This is a genomic window from Erythrobacter sp. JB1-7 (assembly GCF_057365015.1).
The window spans coordinates 1,391,300-1,411,052 of sequence record NZ_CP200291.1; the positions used below are offsets into that span (position 1 = coordinate 1,391,300).

Genomic DNA, 19,753 nt, shown 5'->3' on the forward strand with positions numbered 1-19,753 from the left:
CACCCTGTTAATAAACCACTGATGTTCCGTAATCATTGCCAAACAGAAGATCGTAGTTGAGCTCCTGCATCCCCAAAAGAAGATTCGACTGCGTCATTGCGTAGGTTTGCGCGGCTTTCATTTCGAAGTATTTGGTCGCCGCTGCCTCGTAAAACTTGGTCTGGCTGGAGAGAGAGCCGCGCGCAATGCGGCTACGTTCGTTTTTCGGAAACACATCCATACTCGGCAGTAGGCCTCGAATAACTATCATGCGCGCAGCCCCGCCCCATTCGACAAACGTCTCTCGCGGCATTTCGAACACATTCATCGCAAACTGGTCGCTGCCTCTGTTCTTTTTCGCGAGCACGAAGGCAACGCCATCCACTCCGTTCAAATCTGTCGGGGCAAAAGCAATGCGAAAATCGCTTCCGTCGAGCGATTGCCAGGCTTCGATCTTCTCATATCTGGGGCGCGACTTGAACTTTACGCCAAAATATTTCTCCATCGCCCCAATAGTTCCTGCGAAATTTGTGACATCATATTTTGGCCCGGTCTGACCTGATGCAAATCGCGGCGATGCCGGATCATTGGGCTTTTGCGTCGCCCACCATTGCCCCTTCTTGGGCCATTTTCCCGCCACAGAAAGATTAGCGGGCGGTGTGTAGCTGCCTATTTTAACAGAAGATGCTCGCTGGTTCGATGAACGCGATTGTTGTTCGCTGTTAGCCGCCAATTGCCGGGCCGGCGCATTGCCTGATCCGCTCCAATTGGCCGAAAGAAGAGCATCCGATTTCGTCAGACCGGCCGCATTGCGCGCGAACAGGACATGCACCGCATCACCCACGGCGCGTGCAGCAAAGACGACATCCCCATTTTCGTTCATGCCAGTGCCGCGCATAGTCGCGCGCGCGCCAGTGCCGCGCATCTGGTACTGATCAACATCCACCCACATGATCGCCAACGCTTCGAGCAAAGCCTCCTCACCCCAGGATGCGCTTTTGATGGGCAGTTTGCATGAACAGCCCGCCTCAAGCTCGGCCCGGCTTGCAACGCGCATGGTCGCGCCATTCGGTCCGCTGTACACATCGCCTACATCGTTATTGGACACAGCCTGCCAACCTGATGGCGGCGCTGCCTCCGCGCTTGAACAGGAAGCAAGAGCGAGCGATGACGCTGCGAAAAGCGCGGTGCAGAATTTTGGCATGATTTGATCCCCTGACCTCGATGTGACCTAAGTGGTGGTCTGAGTTTGGCTGCAGAATCAAGGAAATGCACTGCTATGATCTGCGATAGAATATCCCGGCGGCCACCGGTTCATTCTATGAGACGAGACGCGCGGCAATGCGAGTCCAACAATTCAAGTGCCAATCGCCGCACGGCCAGCGGCTGTGCGACACTGGCAATTATGGCCGCGGTTTGATCCCTATCTGGCGGCTTGTCTGGCGCATCACCTTGGCTTGCGCCGTCCTGCTCCAAGGCCCATTCGAACAGGTCCATCGCATTCACTTCGGGTTTGAGAGGGGATTGCATCGCAGGCTCATGGGTTGGCGGGATAGCGCGCTTGTCTACGCCGCTTCAATTGCCGCGCAAGCGGCTGCGGAAACCCTGTTTCGCGCTGGCGAGCCGGGTGTCCATCTCTTTGGCCACACTGGCTGAGAACCTCGACAAATCCTTGACCCTTGGGCTGGCAGCAGCGGCCACCATGCCTTCGACGCTTTGCGCGACGCTGCGGCCCAGCAGTTCGAGACCCGGCGCACCGTTCAGAGCGCCGATCGCCCATTGCTGGCCCGCCAGGCTGGCATGGTCAAAAATCGCCATGGGCATATGGAAATACCCATCCTTGGCAAAGCGCGTCCCCCAGCTGTTGCGCACCAGATAGGTCTTGGTTTCAAGGTCATAGCCAACCACCAGCATCGCATGGCGGCCATGCTGATGCGCGGTCCCGCCGGGCGAAGAACCGCCCTCAGGCAAAGCCATCACATCTGTGCGATGCGCCGATATGTAAGCCTCCCGCGGCAATTCGACCGCGATGATAACCGGAACTTCCTGCGCGATGATATGCGTGAGCGGAGTGCCTTTTTGCACCTCAGCAAATTCGATCCCGCGATAACTCTGCGCGTTCTCATAACACGCCTGTGTGGGCGCATCATTGATAGTGGTTTGCGAAAACGGCCACATACGCGCCTCGCAGATGCCCTGCGCGAGCAAAGACGCGACGGCGTAATGGACAAAGGTGCCCTGATCCTGCGGCTCTTGCCCGTGGAACAGCCGGGCATTGTAATAATTGAACAGACGCGACAGATCCTGGACCGAATGGCCTTCTTTGCGCTGGAGCAATTCAAGCGCGCCCACCACGGCATTGGCAACGCAGCTATTGGTACGCTGTTGATCTTCGACAGGGCTGCAATATTTGCGCAAGTCCACGCGCGGCGGCAGGGATCCGCTTGGCGCGCTGGCTCCAGTCGCTCCCATCGCATCACTGCCGCCAAGGCTGCGCAATTGCGGCGCATCATTGTAATCGGGATCAATCAGGCACCCTGTCAGGCTGTAATCGTCAAATTCGCTCATCATATCTCTCCCATCATGCAAGGTGGCTGCGCTGATGCTGTCATCGGTTGAATTTTTCAGGGCAAACATCGGCATCGGGCGGGTGATCGAGATGCAATTGCTGCGGCCGCGCCACCCCGTTCGCGTCCATAAGGGTGAAATTGATGTGGCACGCGCCATCCCACCGCATATTGGCAGACGCGCTGCCGAACTGGTTGGAAAAGGTGAACCGCTGCTCGGGTAGATTGCCGCTTAGGGTGACGGGATTGCCCATGTCATCGGTGTCGCTTGTTTCGAACGATCCATCGGGCGCGACATAAACCTGCGTGCCCTCGCCTGTATCATCGATCCACATGCCGCCCAGATATTCATACCCTTCATAATCCGGGCCATCGCCGCCTGATGTGCTGCTGGTGAAATCGCCAGAGGAACCGCTAGAAGAGCCGCTGGATGTGGTGGTGTCGCCGCCCCCATCATCCGAAGGGCCAGGCAGAGCGATGATCAGACCCACAAACGCCACCAGCGCAAGACCAGCGCACCCGCCCACAACCGCGGGCACGGGGATGTTCGTGGGCTCAGGCGGGGGCGGGATATGCTTGCCTTTGTCGATATCCTTGGGATCGGGGCGTTTGCCGCCCTTGCGCACATTGCCGCCCGCCCGGCCGCCCGCTTGCTTTAGGGCCTCATCCAAGGCAGCGCGATATTGCGCCACTGTTTGCGGGCGAGAACGCGGGCTGTTGGCCAAACCCTTGCTGATAAGGGCTGCCACACCATCGGGCACATCGCCGCGCGTGCCGCCCAGATCGCGCCCCTCATCGCGCGGCAGCACTTCCATCAGCATTTCGTAAAACATCACCGACAGCGAATAGAGATCAGCTGCCGGACCAGCGCCAGCAGCATTGGTCTTTTGTTCCTGCGCCATATATTCAAATGAGCCCATCGGCCCAGAACCCGTCGTCAAGGCAGGGCCGGGCGCGCGGGCAATGCCGAAATCGAGGATTTGCAACGGCGCAGCATCCGCGCTGGGTTCGCCTGTAAAGATCACATTTTCCGGCTTCAGATCGCGGTGAATGATGCCCAGCTCATGCGCGGCTTCCAAACCGTTCAGCAGCTCTTTGATGATTTTGGCGACCACCGGAAAAGGAATGTCGGCTTTCAACCCTTCCCCATCGCGAAAGTTAAATTTGCGCCGCAGCCATTCGCGCATGGACAGCCCATCGACAAATTCCATCGCAACAAACGGCTGGCTTTCAAACACGCCCACATTGTGAACCGCAACCACGTTTTTGTGGCGGATGGTCTGGGTCAGCACGCCTTCTTGCACCAGCTTGTCGCGCGCGGCGTCATTGACCAGCAATTCTGACCGGATCAGCTTCAACGCAATGTCGCGTTCCACCCCGCCGCTTGGCCGATCTTTCGCTTTATAGACGACGCCCATGCCGCCTTGTCCGATCTGTTCGGTAATCTCATACCGGCCCGCAAACACTTCGCCCGGCTCCAAAAGCAGCCGCTTTTGTTCTTTGGGCATCATGCCTTCGGGCAGAGCGGTGCCGATGCTGCCGACCGTATCGCGCGAACGAAAAGCGGTGTTGCACTGGGTGCAGAAATTCGCGTCATCGTCGTTCTGAGTCCCGCATTGGGGGCAGGTCTTCATGGCGTTTGCTCCTTTGCGGCAGGAATGCGGGTGAACATCACGCGGTTGATCGTGTTGCGCTGGCGGCGCATGGAAACCTTCAGCTTGAGAGCGCCGGGCTGGCTCACAATCGGAGTGATCACGTCACCTTCAGCCAGCGGCACCAGGCTATCGACGGTGTGGGTTTGATCGTTCACTTTCAGGCCAAACTTGGCCGCGACATGCAGGACCAGCCGTTCGTTCTCGATATAGACCTCGAAATGCCGCCGCGAGATTGCGCGCGAGAGGTTTTCATCAATCGCGCCGTCTGCATCCATCGCCAGCAGCCGCAGATCGGTATTGCCGCCCTCACCCCGGCGATAATCGCGGCCAAACACCAGCATGGCATCGGGAGTGACGATTGGCTGGCCACTGGCGGGGGCGTGCGCTTTGGCAAAGCCTGCAAATTCAAATCTGGCAGAGCGCGCAATATGCTCGCGCCCATCAATTCCGCGCAGGCCCATGCGGCGTTCCTCGATCTCCTGGCGTTCAACTTTCATATCGATGGCTTCGATTGTCCGGGACATGCCGCCGCGCCCTTCATCGGGCAGTTTCACCTGAATGATCGCGCCGCGTTGATCCTCGCCATTGATCTGGATGTTTGAACCGGGTTGATGGCTGGTATCGGGCACATCGAGCAAAACGCTGGTGGCATAGGCAAATTGCTCCTCGCGCGCGCCATATTGCGAGGCGACGACCCACATGATTTCAATCTTATGCAGGCCGTGGCGTTCAATCTCGCAGGCGGTAACCGATGCTGATTTGCGCTCTTCGGGGTCCAGCCCTGCCCAGCCCAAACGTTCCTTGCGCCATTCGCCGCCTTCACGGCTCCACAGGCTGCGGACATAGATTTTGCGATCGACCAGCGATCCGTTGACCAGTTCAAACGGGACAGTCACCGATCCGCCGACGCTGGCTTTCATCTGCGCGCCCACCGCGATCTGCAATTGCGGGTGGACACAGACGGGGCAGTGCCCGCTTTCATTGACGATCCCGCCGCATTTGGAAAACGCCATACAGCGCAGCAGCGGCTTGCCGCATTGGATGCAAAACGTCGCCTCGCTGTCTTCGAGCGCGCTGCCAATACAGCACGACCGCCCGCGATTGTGAGAGCCCGGGTTTAGGCCAGGATGCGCCGCAGGATCGCTCAAGGATGGCATCGCGCTGCTCCCCTCAATTTCTGAGCTGGGTGCCGCAGGTTTTGCAGAACTTGGCTTTGGCCGAATTGACCGTTTTGCAATTGGGGCATTCAATGCTGGCTGCATCCGCGCCGCCGCTGCTGCTGCCGCTGCCTGCTTCGCCTTTCCCGCCCAGCCCTGCTGCCATCGCGCCGCCGCCTTTCATGCCGGTGGCAAACATGGCGTGTTCATGATCGCGGCTTTCCGAGGTTAGCTCGCGCGCCAGTTTGATCATCTCATCGGCATTGCGGCTTTCCGCTTGCGCTCTGGCGATGGCAACTTGCGCTGCGCTTTCGGATACGCCGGGCATATATTGCGCCAATTGTTCGGGCGTCAGGCGGCCAGCGGCCATCATCTTGTTGATCTCGTTCTGAGATTCGGCCTCCTGCTCCATCATGCGAACGCTGGCTTCGCCTTTGGCTTTGGCGACTTCTATCTCATTGAGGCGTTCCAGATTGCGCGCGGCCAGATCCTGATAATCGCGCGTTTCGTCAATTTTCTGATCGTGATCTTTGCCCTGCGTATCCCGATCGATATCTTTGACGTCCGCTGCGTGCTTGGCGTCCTCTTTTTCCTTTTTGCGCCGGGCATCATCCTCGATATCCTGACGTTTGAGCCGGAAATCATCTCTGAGAACAGTCAGTTCCTGCTCGGCCTTCGTCTGCGAAATTTTCGCTTCGGTTTTGGCAGTCGCATCCTCAATTTCGCCCAAAGCGATCTTGGTCTTTGCAGCGTTTTCAGCCAGCACCACGCTCGCCTCATGCTCCAGCGCTTCCATTTCCTGCCTGCGCGCATGGGTTTCGCGCGCATCGATAAAGCCCGTTTCGCTATCGAGCACCATTAACCGCAGCTCGTCATCATTGGCGCGTTCAAGCTTCGCCAGATCAAGCTCGTTATTCAGCATGAACGCGGTGGAATCCGCCTCGCGCTCAACCTGACGCTTTAAAAGGGCAAGTTGATGGTCCTTCATCACCTCATCACGCTTGACGCGGGCGAGTTCAAAGTTTTGCCGTTCCACTTCATTGGTGGCGAAATTGGCTGTCGCGCTGCGGGCCATCACACCAAGATCGCCCAGAATGCGCTCCGCCTCTTTCATCATGTCGGCCTGGATCTGATCCTGCATCCCCCGATTGCCGCGAATTTCATCAGCGTTGTGGCGGCTCAAAATGCTGCCAAACACCCGCTCGCGAAATTGCGGTTCAATCCGGGCGACAACATCACCGACAAGCAGCGCCTTGCGCCCTTTGGAAGCATAACCGCCTTTTTCATCCGGATCGCTTTCATTGCGCGCAACCCCGCGCATAAGGCCCAGCGCATTGGTGGGCATGTCGGGATTGATCTGCATTTCGAACGTGGCTTCGCCGACAATCTCGACATTGTCTTTCGACATGCCGCGCACCGGGATTGTCGCGGTGAAGGGTTTGAGATCAACCAGCATGATCTCATAATGGTGCGATCCGCCGATCACGCCTTTTAAGTTTTCCCACACCCCGCCAATGGAAAATTGTGTGCCTTTATAGCCATCCACGATTCCGCCATCGCGAAACAGGATCGCGCCAAGATCAGCGGGCGCAGCAAAGCGTTTTTCAAAAATGGTTTTCAACTGGCTCTGCCGGACAAATTCGGCGAGCATATTCGGGTCGGTCAGGACAAGCGGTTGCGATGACATAGAATTTACGCCTTTTTCCATTTCTTTTCAGCGATAAAGCGCCAGATCTGGTAGCCGATAACAAAGGCCACAATGACACAGCCGAGCGTGTGTTCGGTGAGGAGGTATTGCACCTTGCCTGCGGTGCCGGCCTGTTCGAGCTGACCGCTGATCCGGCCAACACCCAGAACCGCGCCGGAAAACCCGGTGACGAGCGTGATAAGCGACATGACGAAAGTCGCCGCCGATGCGAGCCTGCTGGCGAGCGTCATGGGCTCCTTGGCCGCTTTAAGTGCAGCCAGAGCCTCTTCACGCTCACGTTTTTCCAGCACATCTTCGTGGCGTTCGCCCGCTTTGATCTGCTCTTTGCGTGCCTTTTCATCGACACTGAGAAAATCGGGCTGCGCCTTTTTGTTGCGGCCTGCCGATGCCGCAACGGTCAGATTGTAAGCGCGCCTGCGCCACCAGCCGATCAGCGCGAGCACCACCCACAAAACCGCAAGCGCGATCACGATGCGGAACAATATGTCGATAAAGGGCCATGCATCGGGCGGGATGCGATCAATCGCCTGGCTGACGCCATCTTGCGCGGCGCGAAGGCCCTCTGCTGCCTGATCCTGCATTGAACTCAAAGCCCCCTCCTTCATTGATTGGCGTTGCTAACGGTGTTTACATCATCTGTAAAGTATTATATCCGCATTTCATGATCTATTGTTTGTCTTGCTACAAATATGAGTGCGGATGCAATAGAACTAATTCACGTTTTATTTGGATTGGCGCGCAGAATTACTGCTCCCAATTCTTCATTGGGAGGGAACAATGGCTCCGCCACTAACTTCGAACGACATAAATGCCTTCAATCCTACAAAGCGTAAGGGGAGCGGAAACCGGCTCAAATTTTTTTCAGATGTGTTTCCGTACCTGCTGGTTCCGGTGATTGTGTATTGCGCGATGGCCGCATTTGCGGGCGATCAGATCAGCTCTGGCGCTCCGGCCATGGCCCAGACTTTGGATGGCGCCGCGATGACAATTCCGATGCTGTCGGGTGTCACCATGCAGATCACCTGGGGCGAATTGATGGTGATTTTTGCGGTCGCGTTTCTGTTTGTCGAAGTCATCAAATCAACCAACACCGCCTCTGCCGGCATCGTGAACCACATCTTGTCGATGCTGTTATTCGTGTTTTGTCTGATGCTGTTTTTGATGCTGGAAAGCTTTGCCACCGGCACTTTCTTTATCATCACCGCCATGGTGCTGGTTGATGCGCTGGCCGGTATGGTCGTCACTATTATCTCTGCCCGCCGCGACTTTGGTGTGGAGGGCTTTTGATTATGGCACGCTTTAGGGGGAAAGCCGCACGCACTGCCATAACGGCGATAGGTGCGGCCATGCTTGGGCCGGTGCTCGGGGGGTGCGCGTTCACTCCCCAGCTGAGCCGGGTTGCGGTGGATCACAACCGGATGGTCGCCCAAAGCGCAGATGAGCTAACCTTGCTCAACATTGTGCGGGCGAGCAGGCGTTATCCGCTGCATTTCACCACTGTCACCGAAGTGCAGGGCAATGCGCGCCTTGCGCTGAATGCAGGCTTGGGCGTGACCCTCAGCCCCGGCAATGATCCGGTGGATGCGAGCGCTGGCACGGGGATTTCGACCAATCCCAATTTCCGCGCAACGGTGCTTGCCACCGATGAATTCCAGCGCGGCATTCAGGCGCCTATCCCGTCAGAGCTCGCGGCCTATTACCTTGATGCAGGCTGGCGCGATGAACAGCTGATGGCACTGATGGTGGAACGGGTGGAGGCGTACCGCGATCCGGGTGACACGGTGCCCGCTTTCACCATCATCAACGATCCGTATCGCGGGGGCGAATTTGCGCGATTGCTATGCACGCACGGGCTGGTGTCAGAACCGACGTCATCGTCCGTCCCGCTCGCTCAGTTTGGCGAATTGTTCGACAAGGACACCGTCAATGACAAGGACACAAAGCCAAGCGACAGACGCGCTGAAATTGCCGAATTGCTCAAATTGATATCAAGCGACGGGGTAAAGCTGACAGGCGACACTCTGGTTATCGAAGGGTCCACCAATTCGGTGCGCATTGCTCAGCGTGACAGGCCGCGCTGCGATGGCATTACCGCTGATCCCAAGCTTTCCGGATACATTCTGCGCCCCCGGCTGCGATCAACGCTGGGGCTGATTTATTTTCTGGGCGAATATGTCCGGTTAAGCCGCGAATTGGGCGCAGATGCGGTGTACCGTGTGCCGTCCTGCTATGGCGATTGTTCGCCCAGCTCGATCCTGTCGCGCCCGATTATTGATCTCAAACAAGGCGGCGGCAAAGCGCTGATCGCGACCGAATTTCGAGGCAGCCGGTTCTTTATCAGTGCAGCCGAGGAGGCGGCCGATCCGCCATCGGGCGAAGCGCAGGCGCGCAGCCTTCAGGTGATCGCGCTGGTCCAGCAATTGGTGAACCTGCAAAAAAGCGCCGACACTTTGCCCGCCTCGCTCAGCGTTACGGGCGTGAATTGATGGGCTGCAGCTTCGTTTACCCCACCATTCGCTTATACAGCCATGCGCGCGTCGCGGTCCATCGCCGCTTTACAGTGGCGGGCGAGCTGCCGGTAACCTCGGCGATTTCATCGATTGTCATGCCGCCGAAAAAGCGCATTTCAACGAGCTGCGCCCGCTCGCGGTCAACCTCGGCCAATTCTGACAAAAGCAGATCAAGCTCAATCAGATCAACCGGCGGATCCTGCGCCAGACCCGTGACAAGGGTGACCTTTTGGTGCGCGCGTTTATCCGCAAGCTTGCGCCGAGCATGATCGATCAGGACATTGCGCATCACATGACTGACCAGCGCGAGCACACGCGCGCGGGTCATCGTGCCCATGCCATCCAGATTGATGATGCGCACAAATGCCTCGTTCACCAGATCGAGAGCGGCAAGCGAACAATTGTGCTCCATCGCCAGCCGCGAAGCCGCGATCCTTTCCAGATCGGGCTGGATTGCGCTCAAAAGCGCTTCGTCAAACTGCACAAGCCTCCCCTTGGCCTTTCCCCCGTGCCCAGCCCCGATTTGACGCTGGCGGTGCAAAAGGTAGCATGGAGAGGATTTGCGGCAAGGGGGCAGCAAGTGAGGCAGCGAGCAGCCAGCGGGCCATAGGGTCCACGCGGTGCTGCAAGCAGGGGGACAGATATGACCGAAGCATCGCGCGATATTGAAGCGATGGCGCTGATGGAACAGGCGCTTGAGCAGGCCAAAGGCACGCGCCGGGCATGGATCGAGGCGCAGGCCGGGACCGATCCGGCGATCAAAGCGCGCGCGCTCGAATTGCTGGACGCCAGCGAAGCGGCATCGCAGCGCCTTTCCACTGGCGCTGTGGGCGGGTTGGATGATGATGCTGACACCGCCCCCATGCCGGAACGCATTGGCGCTTACAAAACCATCGAAATGCTGGGCCAGGGCGGTATGGGCGCGGTGTTCAAAGCGCAGCGCGATGCGGGCGATTTTGACCATCTGGTCGCGATCAAGCTGGTGCGTCCGGGCATTTTGTCCCCCCGCTTTATTGAGCGATTTGAACGCGAACGCCAGATCCTTGCTGGGCTTTCTCATCCCGGCATTGCGCGGCTGTATGATGGCGGCACGACCGATGCAGGCGGGCCGTATATCGTCATGGAGTTTATCGATGGCGTGCCGATTGATGATTGGGCGCGCAGCAATGCGCTTTCTCTGGAGGCGCGGCTAAAACTGATCCGCGATGTGTGCGCTGCGGTAGGATTTGCGCATCAGAACCTGATCATTCACCGCGATCTCACTCCCAATAATGTGCTGGTGACACGCGAAGGCGAACCCAAGCTGATCGATTTCGGCATTGCAAAACCGCAAGAGGATGGCGGCGGGGGTGAGGCCCCCTCATCATCTGCCGCATCCTCCTCACTGTCTTCGCTCAGCCTGACACCGGGCTATGCCGCGCCAGAACGGTATGCGGGCGCACCTGCGACCACGTTGAGCGATATTTACTCCATCGGAAAATTGCTCGCCAAGCTGGCCGAACCCCATCGGCCAGACGCCGATCTGCGCGCCATTATCGACAAGGCGGCAGCCAATGATCCGGAACAGCGTTATGCCACCACCAGCGATCTGTCGCGCGATCTGGACAGATATGCGCGCAATTTCCCGGTCAGCGCCCGCCCCGCCAGCCGCCGCACGGTGATGGCAAAATTTTATGAACGCAACCGGCTGCCCGTGCTCGCCAGCGCGGCTGGCCTTGCTGTGCTGCTGGGCGCGCTTGCCACGGCAGGCACCGCCTATTTCCGCGCAGAAGCCGCCCGCGCAGCCGAGGCAACCCGCGTTGAGCAATTGCGCGAACTTGCCAATTACATGCTGTTTGATCACAATTCCAAGCTCCAGACCGTCGTCGGCAACAGCGCCGCGCGCGCGGACCTTGTCGGCAAAGCGCAAAGCTATTTGCTGACGCTTGAAGCGTTAAGCGATGAGGATCCCAGCCTTAAACTCGATGTGGCGCTCGGCTTTATTGAAATCGCGCGCATTCAGGGTGTGGCGGGCTTTCCCAATTACGGCGATCCTGACAGCGCGCTTGAAAATCTGGGCAGGGCCAAGGCGTTGCTGACCGAAATCGATCAACCGCGCAAAGCAGAGATCGCCGCAGGGTTTGGAACATTGCAAGCGTTCACATCCGTCACTTTGCTCCACGGCAAAGGGAAGCCCGAAGAGGCCAAGGCGGCATTTGCACAAGGTCTAAGCGCTTTGGATAAAGTGCCGGAAAGCAGCCGGAACGAGGCCTGGCTGCGCGCGCGTGCGGAATTGCGCCGCGCCCAATTGGAGAACGCAGATCTGGGTATGGACCGCACATCGATGGAAGCCGCGCTTGATGCGTTTGGAGACGAGATGGCGGCCTGGCCCGAAGACCTGCGCAATTCGCGCTTTGGCGATTTTAACGCAGCAATTTTCGCCTATTACGCAGCCACCCGGCATTCCTTGGGCGATGATGCGGATTACGGGCGGGCGGTCGCGGAATTTTTCGAAACGCTGGACAAGTTTGATGCCGTACTAAAACGCGAACCCAATGATCCGATTGCGCTGTATTGGAAAGCGTGGGCGGCTTATTACGGGGGTGCCATCGCGCGACAAACCGGGCGAGAACCTGATGCGATCAAGCTTTTGGAAACCGCAACAGGCACCATTCGCCAATTGCGCCTGATCGAGGAAAACGACGAATCGCTGGTGTTTTTCGCCAACACTTTGACGCAGGAACAGGCCGCTCTTGATGCGCGGCTGGGCCGATTTGATGAGGCGATTGATCGCCAGCAAAAAGTGATCGACCGGCGCGAGGAAGTGAGCGCGCAGACCAATCGCTCGCTCAGCAATCTGCGCGATCTGGCCTATGGTAGAATGGTCCTTGCCGATATTGCCCGGCAAGCGGGGCGGCGCGCCTTGGCCTGCGACAATTACACCAAGACGCTTGAAGCGATGAATGAAATTGCATCGCGCGGACAGCAGCTTGGCTATGTCGAGGATTTGCGGCTGCATCTCGAAACCAATGTGACGTTGTGCGATGCGGGCGCGGCGGTGAGCGAGTTTAAGGGGCCGGATTATAATCCAGGTCCGAACGCATCTGATGCCGAAAGCGAAACGCCCTAACCTGCCGCTTTGCCAAGCCGCGCGCGCGCCTCTTCCTCTCCGATCAATGGCAGCAATTCGCCCATATCCGGCCCGTGGTTCATACCCGTCAATGCCTGACGCAGCGGCAGGAACAGCGTCTTGCCTTTGCGCCCGGTGCTGGATTTGAGCGCGCCCGTCAGCGCGGCCCACGGATCATCGCCCCATTCCAGCGCGGCAAGCGCCTGCGCGAGATATTCGCGATCTTCCCCGGTAAATTCGGGCTGATCAATCGGGCCTGTGACCAAACGCCACCATTCGCCCACTTCACCAAGGCTTGCGATATTGGGCTGGACTGCGTGCCAGCCTGCCTCATCCATCCCGCCGGGCAAGCGGTCCTTCACCGCATCATAAGGCATCGCATGGACAATCGCGGTGTTCACCCGCTCCAGCTCAGCATCATCAAACTTGGCAGGCGCGCGGCCAAAGGTGGACAGATCAAATGTGTCGAGCAACACGTCCCTGTAAGCAATCGGCTCCACCGGCAGCGATGTGCCCAGCCGCGACAGCAGCGCGATGATGGCTTCGGGTTCAATATGCTTTTCGCGAAACGCATCGCAGCCCAGCGATCCGAGCCGTTTGGACAGCTTGCCCTCTTTACCCACCAGCAAAGCTTCATGCGCAAAATCGGGCACCTTTGCCCCCATGGCGGTGAACATCTGGATTTGGACCGCCGTGTTCGACACGTGATCTTCGCCGCGCAGCACATGCGTGATGCCCATATCGACATCATCGACAGTGCTCGGCAGCATATAGAGCCACGATCCATCCGCGCGCCGGATCACAGGGTCTGAGAGCAAAGCAGGGTCAAACCTGGCGGCCCCTCGCACGCCGTCATTCCATTCGAGCGGCTCTGCATGATCGAGCTTGAACCGCCAATGCGGCGCAGTCCCTTCTGCCTCTTTCGCCGCGCGCTCCGCGTCGCTTAATGCCAAAGCTGCACGGTCATAGATGGGCGGTTTGCCCCGGCCCAACTGAACTTTGCGTTTCAGCTCCAGTTCCTGCGCGGTTTCGTAAGCCGGGTAAATGCGGCCCGCATCGCGCAGGGCGTCAAAGGCGGCCTCATACCGGTCAAGCCTTTGCGACTGGCGTTCCTCTCGGTCCCAATGGATGCCGAGCCAGTCCAGATCAGCGCGGATCGCCTCTACATATTCTTCTTTGGAGCGCGCAGCATCGGTGTCATCAATGCGCAGGACAAATTGCCCGCCCGCTTTTTGGGCAAGCATCCAATTGTGCAAAGCGGTGCGGATATTGCCGACATGCAGGCGGCCAGTGGGAGAAGGGGCAAATCGTGTGACAGTCATGGCCGCGAGCGTTAGAGCGCGCAGGCCCTGCCCGCAAGCGGTTCAGCCGCCGGAAAACTCTGCCGCAACCAGATCGGCGCTGGCGTCCCACAGGGCATCGATCCGCTCAGACCGGATAAGGCCGGTTAATGCTTGATCAAATCCGGTGCGATCGCGGCGGGCCGTGCACGTGATCATTGCGCCGAGCGCTGCCTCATCATGGCTCATCAATCCGCAGCAGAACCGCGAGACATGGATGTTTTCAGGCCATGAACGCATCACGGTTTTCGCCAGCGCGAGCGATTTTGCCGCCGCATCCATGCTGCCCAGCCTGTTTGCAAGTTCAGGCACGGGATCACGCTTGGCCCGTTCATGCAGCGCGATGATGCGCACCGAATAGACAAACCGCGCAGCGATCGGATGAAGCGCGCTGATGCGGGGCGGCTCGCTCAGCTTGGCGATGATTGCATGGGCGGTGGTAGAACGGCTTTGAGCCATGATGTGCGGGCCTTTTATTGCGTATCGATTTGTTTCGCATCGACAGGCACACCATGACTCAGTTGCAAACGCTTCGCAATAGCTAAAACCGGCTCTACCCAGTAATGATGCTATTTCGGGCGGATCGAAAAGCTGTGATCGATATAGATGAACACCTCGGTCTCGCTCGATTGCTGCCAGTACAGATCGCCATCAAGCCCGGTGATATCCACGCCGTAATCGCTGCCAAACATAGAGGCATAGCTGGTGGCTTCCTTCGCGACATGGCGGACCACATCGGAGCGGTATTGCTCAGGATCATCAATCGCGAGGCCGGTTGTGCCGATATCAATGAATGACCGCCCGGTTGCAGGCACCGATTTGACGAACGCCTGGATCGCCTCTGCGGTGGACCGCACCGATGGATCACTGCCGCGCAGGGGAATGCGGGCATAGATCTGCACGCGGTTGGTGTCGGGCCGGTTGCCCCCCATCAAAGGCAATTGCCGCATATTGGCTTTGGTGACAGGTTCAAGCTTGTACCGGCCAGCGACCATGGTGATCCCTTCGGCATCAGCCCGGTCGAGTGTCGCGCCCAGCATCTGGAACAATTCTTCAACCCGCGCCTCGCGGTCGCGCGAATCGGAACTGACGAACAGAGGCGTGACGAAATAATCCGCCTTGCGGGTCACGCCGATGGCAGCGGGGCCATTGTTGGCTGAGAAATAGGCATTGCCCGCCGAACGATCCTGACGCGCGCCAGTGACGACAATAGTATCCTGCGCAAAGACCGGCATGGCAGTCGCCATTGCCGCGATAGTGATGATGAGCTTTTTCATGAATTTCCCCTTTTTCCCTAATTCCAGCCTCAGCCTATTGATTTGAAACCGACTGCAGGCTGAACAAAGAAAACCCCGCCAAAGCGTCTGCCTTGGCGGGGTTATTCATTTAGCGGTGCGACAGGTTTATTCAGCCGCGGGCGTATCATCCGCCGGGGCAGAGTCGCCGCCTGAACCGCCGCTCATAGCCGCTTTCATCGCATCTTCGCTCGACACAGGATCAGCAGCAGGTTCAGGCTCAACCGCATTGGCAGCTGCGAGTGCATCCTGTTGCTTTTTCCATTGCGCTTTCAGCGCTGCATCGCGGCTGGAAGCGGTCACACGCATGCGGTTCATGCCTGCGCCCGTACCTGCCGGGATCAGACGGCCCACGATCACGTTCTCTTTCAAGCCGATCAGCGTGTCCTTCTTACCCTCAACCGATGCCTGAGTGAGAACGCGCGTCGTTTCCTGGAACGATGCGGCCGAAATAAAGCTGCGTGTTTGCAGCGAAGCTTTGGTGATACCCAGCAGGATCGGCGTGCCTTCAGCGGGCTGTTTGTTGCGCCCAAGCTTGCCGTTGATTTCCTGCATTTCAGCGAGATCGACCTGTTCGCCCGGAAGCAAAGTCGTATCGCCGCCTTTGGTGATCTCAACTTTTTGCAGCATCTGGCGAACGATCACCTCGATGTGCTTGTCGTTGATTTTCACGCCTTGCAAGCGGTACACTTCCTGGATCTCATTGACGAGATATTCAGCCAGCGCCTCAACGCCCATCACCTCAAGAACATCGTGCGGGTTCGGCGCGCCGGAAACAAGGGTATCACCCTTCTTCACGAAATCGCCTTCCTGCACGTCGATCACTTTGGTTTTTGCGATCAGATACTCGACTGCATCACCTTCCTCAGGCACAATCGCGATTTTGCGTTTCGCCTTGTATTCGCGGACAAATTCAATCTTGCCCGAGATTTTGGCAATGACCGACATGTCCTTGGGCAGACGCGCCTCGAACAATTCGGCCACACGCGGCAGACCGCCCGTGATGTCGCGGGTTTTGGCAGCTTCGCGGCTGGCGCGGGCAAGGATGTCGCCGGCTTCAACCGTCTGGCCATCTTCCACCGACAAGGTCGTGCCAGGGGCCAGCATGTAACGCTGTGCCTCTGTCTCGTCCGCATCGGTTTGCCCTTCACCAAGCAAGGTCATGCGCGGGCGCAATTCCTCTTTCTTCTTGCGGCCTGTTGCCCGGTTTTCAGTCACCACACGCTGAGCGATACCGGTGGCATCATCGGTCTGTTCTTCCAGCGTCGTGCCTTCGACCAGATCCTGATAGCGCACCACACCCGACTGCTCGGTGATGATCGGCAGAGTGAACGGATCCCATTCCGCCAGACGGTCGCCTTCTTTGACTTTCGCGCCGTTCTTAAACTTGATGACCGTACCATAAGGCACTTTGTGCATCTCGCGTTCGCGGCCCTCGGCATCGATGACGGCAATCTCACCATTGCGGGCAAGCGAGAGGATATTCCCCTTCTTATCCGTAATGGTCGGCATGTCGCGCAGTTCAACTTTACCAGTTGAGATCGATTCGAGATGGCTGGTTTCATTCAGCTGAGCAGCGCCGCCAATGTGGAAGGTACGCATGGTCAGCTGGGTGCCCGGCTCACCGATGGACTGCGCAGCGATAACGCCGACAGCTTCACCGATATTAACAGGCGTACCTCGCGCCAGATCGCGGCCATAACACGTCGCGCACACGCCTTGATCCGCCTCGCAAACCAGCGGTGAGCGGATTTTGGCCGATTGCACTTCGGCAGCTTCGATGGCTTTGACCATTGGTTCATCCACCAAAGTGCCCGCTTTCACGATCACTTCATCGGTGGCGGCATTGACGATGTCTTCTGCGACCGTGCGGCCCAGAATACGCTCACCCAAAGAGGCAATGACGCTGCCGCCTTGAACGATAGCGCGCATTTCCAGCGCATTTTCGGTCTTACAATCCTGCACCACAATCGTGCAGTCCTGCGATACGTCAACCAGACGCCGCGTCAGATATCCTGAGTTCGCCGTCTTGAGCGCTGTATCCGCCAGACCCTTACGCGCGCCGTGCGTGGAGTTGAAGTATTCGAGAACCGACAGACCTTCTTTAAAGTTCGAGATGATCGGGTTTTCGATAATCTCGCCCGAAGGTTTGGCCATCAAACCGCGCATCCCGGCAAGCTGTTTCATCTGCGCTGGCGAACCACGCGCACCCGAATGGCTCATCATATAGATCGAGTTGATCGGCGCTTCTTTGCCGTCCTTGTCGATCGGGGTCGCTTTAATGCGGTCCATCATGGCATCGGCCACCTGGTCACCGCAGCGGCTCCAGGCGTCGATCACCTTGTTGTATTTTTCCTGCTGGGTGATCAGGCCGTCCTGATATTGCTGTTCGTAATCAGCCACCAGCGCCTTGGTCTCTTCGACCAGACCTTCCTTGGCATCGGGGATGATCATGTCATCCTTACCAAAGGAAATGCCCGCCTTAAACGCGTGGCGGAAGCCCAGCACCATGATCGCATCAGCGAACAGCACCGTGTCTTTCTGGCCGGTGTGGCGGTACACTTCATCGATCACATCACCGATGTCCTTCTTGGTAAGAAGGCGGTTGATGATGTCGTAGGGCACCTTGCTGTTTTTGGGCAGACATTCGCCGATCAGCATGCGGCCCGGCGTGGTTTCAAACCGGCGCATCACGATATTGCCATCATCATCGGCCTGCGGAACGCGGGCGAGGATTTTGGTGTGCAAAGTGACAGCTTTGGTCTCAAGCGCCTGGTGCACTTCGGCCATATCGGCAAAGCGCGGCAGTTTCTCGACCTTCGTGCCATCTTCGTTTTCGAGGAATTCGGGCGTTTTCTCCTGCCGCTCCATCGAGAGGTAGTAGAGGCCCAGAACCATATCCTGCGACGGAACGATGATCGGCTTACCATTGGCGGGTGAGAGGATGTTGTTGGTAGACATCATCAAAACGCGCGCTTCCAATTGCGCTTCGAGCGAAAGCGGCACGTGGACCGCCATCTGGTCACCGTCAAAGTCAGCGTTAAAGGCCGAGCAAACCAGCGGGTGAAGCTGGATCGCTTTACCTTCGATCAGAACGGGCTCAAACGCCTGAATGCCAAGACGGTGAAGCGTTGGCGCACGGTTCAAGAGAACGGGGTGCTCACGGATCACTTCATCGAGGATGTCCCAAACCTCTTTGCGCTCTTTCTCGACCCACTTTTTGGCTTGCTTGAGGGTCATCGAAAGACCCTTTGCGTCGAGACGCGCGTAGATGAACGGCTTGAACAGTTCGAGCGCCATCTTCTTGGGCAGACCGCACTGGTGCAGTTTCAGCTCAGGGCCGGTCACGATGACCGAGCGGCCTGAATAGTCGACGCGCTTACCAAGGAGGTTCTGACGGAAGCGGCCCTGCTTACCCTTGAGCATGTCAGACAAAGATTTCAGCGGGCGTTTGTTCGCACCCGTAATCACGCGGCCGCGGCGGCCATTGTCGAACAGTGCGTCCACGGCTTCTTGCAGCATACGCTTTTCGTTGCGGACAATGATGTCCGGCGCGCGCAGTTCGATCAGACGCTTCAAGCGGTTGTTGCGGTTGATGACGCGGCGATAAAGATCGTTAAGATCGGACGTCGCAAAACGGCCACCATCCAGCGGCACCAGCGGGCGCAGCTCTGGCGGGATCACTGGGATCACTTCAAGGATCATCCACTCGGGGCGGTTGCCCGAATCGATGAAGCTTTCGACGACTTTGAGACGCTTGATGATTTTCTTCGGCTTGAGCGTTGACTTGGTCACCGCCAGCTCTTCCATCAGATCGTCGCGCTCTTGCTCCAGATCGAGGTCCATCAGCATGACTTTGACCGCCTCAGCGCCAATATCGGCAGAGAACGCGTCTTCGCCGTATTCGTCCTGCGCTTCGAGCAGCTCGTCTTCGGTAAGCAGCTGGAATTTCTCAAGCGGGGTAAGACCCGGCTCGATCACAACATAGCTTTCGAAGTAAAGGATGCGCTCAAGCTGTTTCAGCTGGATATCGAGCAGCAGGCCGATGCGGCTTGGCAGCGATTTGAGGTACCAGATGTGCGCAACCGGAGCAGCAAGCTCGATGTGGCCCATGCGCTCACGGCGCACTTTGGTGACGGTAACCTCAACGCCGCACTTTTCGCAAACGACGCCTTTGTACTTCATGCGCTTATACTTGCCGCAAAGGCATTCGTAGTCCTTCACCGGACCAAAAATACGCGCGCAGAAGAGGCCGTCACGCTCTGGCTTGAACGTGCGATAGTTGATCGTTTCCGGCTTCTTGATTTCGCCAAAAGACCACGAACGGATGCGCTCTGGCGAGGCAATGCCGATCTGGATCTGGTCAAAGGTTTCCGGCTTAGCAAGCTGGTTGGTGAATTTGGTCAGTTCGTTCATTTTTCTCTTCCTTTATC

15 protein-coding genes are annotated in these 19,753 nt (G+C 57.9%); 3 read left to right on the plus strand and 12 right to left on the minus strand.

Annotated features, from left to right (window positions below):
* Nucleotides 1-7: 7 nt before the first annotated feature.
* The 7 genes from AC0V6W_RS06745 to AC0V6W_RS06775 all read right to left on the minus strand — a co-directional run bounded on the left by AC0V6W_RS06745 (nucleotide 8) and on the right by AC0V6W_RS06775 (nucleotide 7,656).
* The gene (locus AC0V6W_RS06745; protein ID WP_486148406.1) at nucleotides 8-1,183 is read right to left on the minus strand and encodes a hypothetical protein; all 1,176 of its coding nucleotides are present in this window, start codon (nucleotides 1,181-1,183) and stop codon (nucleotides 8-10) included.
* Between the two features lie 110 nt (nucleotides 1,184-1,293).
* Complete coding sequence (locus tag AC0V6W_RS06750; protein WP_486148408.1) at nucleotides 1,294-1,509, minus strand: hypothetical protein; 216 nt, start codon at nucleotides 1,507-1,509, stop codon at nucleotides 1,294-1,296.
* Between the two features lie 45 nt (nucleotides 1,510-1,554).
* Nucleotides 1,555-2,622 carry a C1 family peptidase gene (locus tag AC0V6W_RS06755; protein WP_486148410.1) on the minus strand — a complete coding sequence of 356 codons (1,068 nt, stop codon included), beginning with the start codon at nucleotides 2,620-2,622 and terminating at the stop codon, nucleotides 1,555-1,557.
* A complete protein-coding gene (locus AC0V6W_RS06760; protein WP_486148412.1) occupies nucleotides 2,588-4,180 on the minus strand; it encodes a serine/threonine-protein kinase in 1,593 nt (530 codons plus the stop codon). The genes AC0V6W_RS06755 and AC0V6W_RS06760 overlap by 35 nt, the downstream gene beginning before the upstream one ends.
* A complete protein-coding gene (locus AC0V6W_RS06765; protein WP_486148414.1) occupies nucleotides 4,177-5,358 on the minus strand; it encodes an FHA domain-containing protein in 1,182 nt (393 codons plus the stop codon). The genes AC0V6W_RS06760 and AC0V6W_RS06765 overlap by 4 nt, the downstream gene beginning before the upstream one ends.
* A gap of 13 nt (nucleotides 5,359-5,371) precedes the next feature.
* A complete protein-coding gene (locus AC0V6W_RS06770; RefSeq protein WP_486148416.1) occupies nucleotides 5,372-7,045 on the minus strand; it encodes a hypothetical protein in 1,674 nt (557 codons plus the stop codon).
* A gap of 5 nt (nucleotides 7,046-7,050) precedes the next feature.
* A complete protein-coding gene (locus AC0V6W_RS06775; protein ID WP_486148418.1) occupies nucleotides 7,051-7,656 on the minus strand; it encodes a hypothetical protein in 606 nt (201 codons plus the stop codon).
* Nucleotides 7,657-7,975: 319 nt separating this feature from the next.
* On the opposite strand from AC0V6W_RS06775, the gene AC0V6W_RS06780 reads away from it, so the two are divergent.
* Together AC0V6W_RS06780 and AC0V6W_RS06785 are read left to right on the plus strand one after the other, a co-directional pair.
* The gene (locus AC0V6W_RS06780; RefSeq protein WP_486148420.1) at nucleotides 7,976-8,353 is read left to right on the plus strand and encodes a hypothetical protein; all 378 of its coding nucleotides are present in this window, start codon (nucleotides 7,976-7,978) and stop codon (nucleotides 8,351-8,353) included.
* Between the two features lie 2 nt (nucleotides 8,354-8,355).
* On the plus strand, nucleotides 8,356-9,552 hold the full coding sequence (locus AC0V6W_RS06785; protein ID WP_486148422.1) for a hypothetical protein: 1,197 nt from the start codon (nucleotides 8,356-8,358) through the stop codon (nucleotides 9,550-9,552).
* Nucleotides 9,553-9,568: 16 nt separating this feature from the next.
* Here the strand turns inward: AC0V6W_RS06785 and AC0V6W_RS06790 are convergent, their stop codons facing one another.
* Nucleotides 9,569-10,060, minus strand: coding sequence for an ECF-type sigma factor (locus AC0V6W_RS06790; protein ID WP_486148424.1), 492 nt, complete (start codon nucleotides 10,058-10,060; stop codon nucleotides 9,569-9,571).
* A gap of 159 nt (nucleotides 10,061-10,219) precedes the next feature.
* Between AC0V6W_RS06790 and AC0V6W_RS06795 the strand changes: the two genes are divergently transcribed.
* Nucleotides 10,220-12,685, plus strand: a complete 2,466-nt coding sequence (locus tag AC0V6W_RS06795) for a serine/threonine protein kinase (protein ID WP_486148426.1) — start codon at nucleotides 10,220-10,222, stop codon at nucleotides 12,683-12,685.
* On the opposite strand, the gene gltX is transcribed toward AC0V6W_RS06795, so the two are convergent.
* The 4 genes from gltX to rpoC form a co-directional block, all read right to left on the minus strand.
* Complete coding sequence (gene gltX, locus AC0V6W_RS06800) at nucleotides 12,682-14,007, minus strand: glutamate--tRNA ligase (RefSeq protein ID WP_486148428.1); 1,326 nt, start codon at nucleotides 14,005-14,007, stop codon at nucleotides 12,682-12,684. The two genes, AC0V6W_RS06795 and gltX, sit on opposite strands and share 4 nt — an antisense overlap.
* Before the next feature lie 42 nt (nucleotides 14,008-14,049).
* Complete coding sequence (locus AC0V6W_RS06805) at nucleotides 14,050-14,484, minus strand: DNA-directed RNA polymerase subunit beta' (protein ID WP_486148430.1); 435 nt, start codon at nucleotides 14,482-14,484, stop codon at nucleotides 14,050-14,052.
* A 110-nt stretch (nucleotides 14,485-14,594) separates the two neighbouring features.
* Nucleotides 14,595-15,302 carry a hypothetical protein gene (locus tag AC0V6W_RS06810; protein WP_486148432.1) on the minus strand — a complete coding sequence of 236 codons (708 nt, stop codon included), beginning with the start codon at nucleotides 15,300-15,302 and terminating at the stop codon, nucleotides 14,595-14,597.
* A gap of 126 nt (nucleotides 15,303-15,428) precedes the next feature.
* Nucleotides 15,429-19,736 carry a DNA-directed RNA polymerase subunit beta' gene (gene rpoC, locus AC0V6W_RS06815; RefSeq protein WP_486148434.1) on the minus strand — a complete coding sequence of 1,436 codons (4,308 nt, stop codon included), beginning with the start codon at nucleotides 19,734-19,736 and terminating at the stop codon, nucleotides 15,429-15,431.
* Nucleotides 19,737-19,753: the final 17 nt, after the last annotated feature.

Bases quoted from the DNA above. Each gene is read 5' to 3' on its own strand.
- AC0V6W_RS06770 (WP_486148416.1), bottom strand. From the start codon at position 7,045: ATGTCATCGCAACCGCTTGTCCTGACCGACCCGAATATGCTCGCCGAA.
- AC0V6W_RS06780 (WP_486148420.1), top strand. From the start codon at position 7,976: ATGGCCGCATTTGCGGGCGATCAGATCAGCTCTGGCGCTCCGGCCATG.
- AC0V6W_RS06785 (WP_486148422.1), top strand. From the start codon at position 8,356: ATGGCACGCTTTAGGGGGAAAGCCGCACGCACTGCCATAACGGCGATA.
- AC0V6W_RS06755 (WP_486148410.1), bottom strand. From the start codon at position 2,622: ATGCCGATGTTTGCCCTGAAAAATTCAACCGATGACAGCATCAGCGCA.
- AC0V6W_RS06810 (WP_486148432.1), bottom strand. From the start codon at position 15,302: ATGAAAAAGCTCATCATCACTATCGCGGCAATGGCGACTGCCATGCCG.
- AC0V6W_RS06795 (WP_486148426.1), top strand. From the start codon at position 10,220: ATGACCGAAGCATCGCGCGATATTGAAGCGATGGCGCTGATGGAACAG.
- AC0V6W_RS06765 (WP_486148414.1), bottom strand. From the start codon at position 5,358: ATGCCATCCTTGAGCGATCCTGCGGCGCATCCTGGCCTAAACCCGGGC.
- gltX (WP_486148428.1), bottom strand. From the start codon at position 14,007: ATGACTGTCACACGATTTGCCCCTTCTCCCACTGGCCGCCTGCATGTC.
- rpoC (WP_486148434.1), bottom strand. From the start codon at position 19,736: ATGAACGAACTGACCAAATTCACCAACCAGCTTGCTAAGCCGGAAACC.
- AC0V6W_RS06805 (WP_486148430.1), bottom strand. From the start codon at position 14,484: ATGGCTCAAAGCCGTTCTACCACCGCCCATGCAATCATCGCCAAGCTG.
- AC0V6W_RS06745 (WP_486148406.1), bottom strand. From the start codon at position 1,183: ATGCCAAAATTCTGCACCGCGCTTTTCGCAGCGTCATCGCTCGCTCTT.
- AC0V6W_RS06760 (WP_486148412.1), bottom strand. From the start codon at position 4,180: ATGAAGACCTGCCCCCAATGCGGGACTCAGAACGACGATGACGCGAAT.
- AC0V6W_RS06750 (WP_486148408.1), bottom strand. From the start codon at position 1,509: ATGCAATCCCCTCTCAAACCCGAAGTGAATGCGATGGACCTGTTCGAA.